Here is a 3,399-nt window from a genome sequence, read left to right as displayed (position 1 = left end):
CCAGCGGAGCCAGTATCATCAGCGTCTCCTCACCGTCGATGCCGACCGACGGCCAGCCATCTCGATCCGCGCATCCACCAGCCGCTCCACACCCGAGGTCGGGTCCACCATGACGATCCGGGCACCAGCCAGACCGGCAGCAACCGCGTCCGCGACGCCGGATGTGTCGAGAACTGGGGTGGTGTGCGAGATGCCGCCACCGGCGTAGGTGCGCATCCCAATCAGGCTGGCCGTCTCCCGGAGGATCGACTGCGCTCGAGGGCGGCGCCAGTCGTTGGCGAGCGGAATGTACGCCTCGCCGCCCGTCTCCGGCTCGGCCCAGATGCGCCAGTCGCCCGCTCGCGCGATCTGCGGCAGGTGCCCGTTCGCCCGGTCGGTGTACAGCCCGCCAGAGGCGTTGATAGTTGCCCTGTTTCCGCCGCCGACCATCTCCCGGCCGTCCTTGGAGACATGGACTTTGATCGTGGCAGTGCGGGTCCGGGCTGCGTCCGCCAGGAGCCGGTTCGCGGTCGCGAGGTCGCCCCGCTCCACGGCGGCGAGAATGCTGGTGCGCACAGTGTCGGGCACGCCGTCAAGCTTGGTTTTCCACTGATTCAGGCGCGCATCGGCGGCCGACTTCTCCAACTGGACCGCGGTGCTGATGTTCTTCGGTGTCTTGAACAGCTGGTCAATGTAGGCGACTGCCGCGGCCTTGCTCCCGAGGTATTGGGTGGCGACCTTGATCATCTGGTCGCGGTACTGGCCGTGGATAGCGATGATCGACTCGATCGACTCACCCTGTTTGGTGCGTTCCTCGATGTCGCGCTGCGCATTGCTGACCATGTCCAGCATGACGCGGTTGTTCGCAATGCCAGCTTCGGTCGTCCGGTCGAACGCGCTCTTGGCCTGGGCGTGCCCGCCAGCGACCTTTTCGGCCCACTCCTTGGCGGCCTTGCTGCCGTCCAGCACGGACTGGTTGAAGCCGAGCTGTGCGTCGAGCATGGCGACGGCAGCGTTGTTGGCGGCGAACAGGCTGTTGACATACTCGTCATAGCTTCGGGTCGCGGCGTCGGTGGCGGCAGAGAGTTCCTTCTGCTGTTTCGTCAGCGCCTCGGATGTCGAGCCTGCGTCCTTGGCGGCGATCTGGGCGGACCGGACGGCGATGGGGATGTCGCCACCCATCCAGCGCACGAGGTCCTCGTTGGACAGGTTGAGCAGGTCGGTGTATCCCGTCGCCTCAGCCAGCGCCGACGCCTGCGCCCGCAGCCCCTCCGCATAGGTCGGGAACTGGCGGATGAGAGAATCGTTATCGACACCCTGCTTCTTGGCCGCCTCGGCCATGCGGGCGAACGCGGCGGCGGCCTTGTCGGCGTGGCCGGTGCCAACCATCTGGCCGAGCGCCTGATCTGCTCGCCGGAAGCCCTCTTCCAGTTCCTTGAGTGCGCCCAGATTGGCCGATGCGCCTGCAAAAAGGTTGGCCATCGGGTCAGAGCTGTTCCGCAGGTCATCCCACTTCCTCAGCTGCTCGAACGCCCCTTCGACGCTCAGTTCGATCTTCTGCCAACCCATGCTCGTCTGAGCCGCGAAGTCTTGGCGAGACATTGCGGCGGCGGCGGATTCAGTGGACAGGGCCAGCTGATCCATCAACGAAGCGGTTTGCTCAAGCGTCGGTTGGCCAACCCTGACCTTTTCAAACACCATGGAGGCGACTTCGAGCGCCACGAAGGCCAGGCCCACAGCGCCAGCGGCCCTCCCCATGGCTCCCAAGGCGCCGATGAACTTGGGCTGGGCTGCCTGCAACGCCAAGAGCGCGGTACGGAACTCGACAGCCGCCGTCGTGGCCTTCATGATCAGACCAGCGGCGAGCGCGAACCCGCCGAACGCGGCCAGCAGCTTGAGGACCGAGGCGGCCATGGTTGGATGCTCAGCAACCGCGTTGATCAGTTCGGTCAGCCACTGCACGACGCTCCGCAATGGGGCTTGGGCGTCTGTGCCCATCTTGATCAGCAGTGTCTCCCACGAGCCGCCGAGCACCTGCAAATCGCCGTTCAGGTTGTCCAGCAGGCCTGCGGCGACACGGGCCGCGTAGCCGGAGTCGTTGACGTTGTCGACCCACTGCTGGATACCCTCAGCGCCCTGCTCGTACAGCACCGACGCGTTGCGGATCGCGAACGAGCCGAAGATCGTGGACAGGGCCGCCTGCCGCTGCTCCACGGTCAGGTCGCCCAGCTTGTCCTTGAGCTGGCCGGCGAGGTTGGTGATGCCCACGAATTGGCCCTCGGCGTCGTAGGCGGAGATGCCGAGCTCGTCCATGGCGCGCTGCGCCTCTCTGGACGGCTTCGCCAGGGCCAGCAGCATCGACTTGAACCCGGTGCCCGCCTCGGCGCCGATCATGCCCGTGGAGGCGAACGCGGCGAGAGTGCCGACGGTCTCCTCGATGGAGACGCCGAATTGGGAGGCGACGACGCCGGACTGCTTGAGCGCCTGCCCCATGTCCCCGACCGAGCCCATGGCCTTACCAGCTCCTGCGGCGAGCAGGTCCGCGACATGCCCAGCGTCCTTGCCCTTCAGCTTGAACTGGACGAGGGCGGCGGATGTTGTTTCAGCGGCGTCGGCGACGCTCAGCTGGCCGGAGGCAGCGAGGTTGAGTGCGCCCCGCAAACCGCCCGACAGGATGTCAGCGGTGGACACGCCAGCCTTCGCCAGCGCCGTGATGCCGTCGGCGGCTTCGGTGGCCGAGAAAGCAGTGTCGCGCCCAGCGTCGAGCGCGGCCTTGCGCAGGCCGGCGATCTGTCCACGGGCCTCCTCGCCAGTGGCGGCAACCTCCGCCATCGACTGCTCGAACGATGCCGAGGCGCGGACGGCCATCGCGACCCCGGCCATGGCGGCGGCGCCGAGGCCGATCATCGCAGTGCCAGCGCGGCGCCACCCCTCCGTCTGAGAGGCCTTCGCGGTCGCCGCGCCCAGAGTCTCCACCGACGCCTTCGCGCGACCCAGCGCCGCCGTGAATCCTTCCACAGAGGCAGCGAGAATGACCTTGACATTGCGGTCAGCCATCAGGGCCTCCCTTCGGGGTGCTCGAACGCGAACCACTTGAGGTGGTGGGTGGGGACGGGCTGGTCATGGTTGGCAGCCTCGAGGGCCTTGACGTGCTTGCTCTGCACCTGCTCCAGCACCTCGCAGGGGCGGCAGCGATACATGCCGACGCGCCACCGTGGCCGCTTGTCCGGCTCGGCGTCGTTGTCCCACAGGCCACGCTCGTAGGGGGTGCCGCAGCCGGGGCAGCACTGCTTCTCCCACGCGTCGAATGCGATCCACAGCGACCGCTCCCACGCGTCGAACTCGGGGTCACGGGTGGTGATGGTTGTGCCGTCGGGGCGGGTGGTGGTGACCGTGGTCGGCTCCCACCCGTTGAATCGG

The 3,399-nt window shown here is 67.2% G+C and carries 2 protein-coding genes; both read right to left on the bottom strand.

All coding sequences use genetic code 11. From position 1 onward, the window contains the following. Positions 1–18 precede the first annotated feature (18 nt). Positions 19–3,036 carry a phage tail tape measure protein gene (locus tag ACTQ48_RS10880; RefSeq protein WP_441042105.1) on the bottom strand — a complete coding sequence of 1,006 codons (3,018 nt, stop codon included), beginning with the start codon at positions 3,034–3,036 and terminating at the stop codon, positions 19–21. Continuing rightward, positions 3,036–3,399 (bottom strand): hypothetical protein (locus tag ACTQ48_RS10875; protein WP_441564099.1); only part of this gene is annotated, 364 nt, incomplete at its 5' end. The genes ACTQ48_RS10880 and ACTQ48_RS10875, both read right to left, overlap by 1 nt.

The sequence above is a fragment of the Collinsella sp. Sow4_E3 genome, from assembly GCF_052116285.1.
In the GTDB taxonomy this organism is placed as follows: domain Bacteria; phylum Actinomycetota; class Coriobacteriia; order Coriobacteriales; family Coriobacteriaceae; genus Collinsella.
Note: the sequence above shows the minus strand (reverse complement) of the source record. Positions and strands in the feature narration are given on the sequence as shown.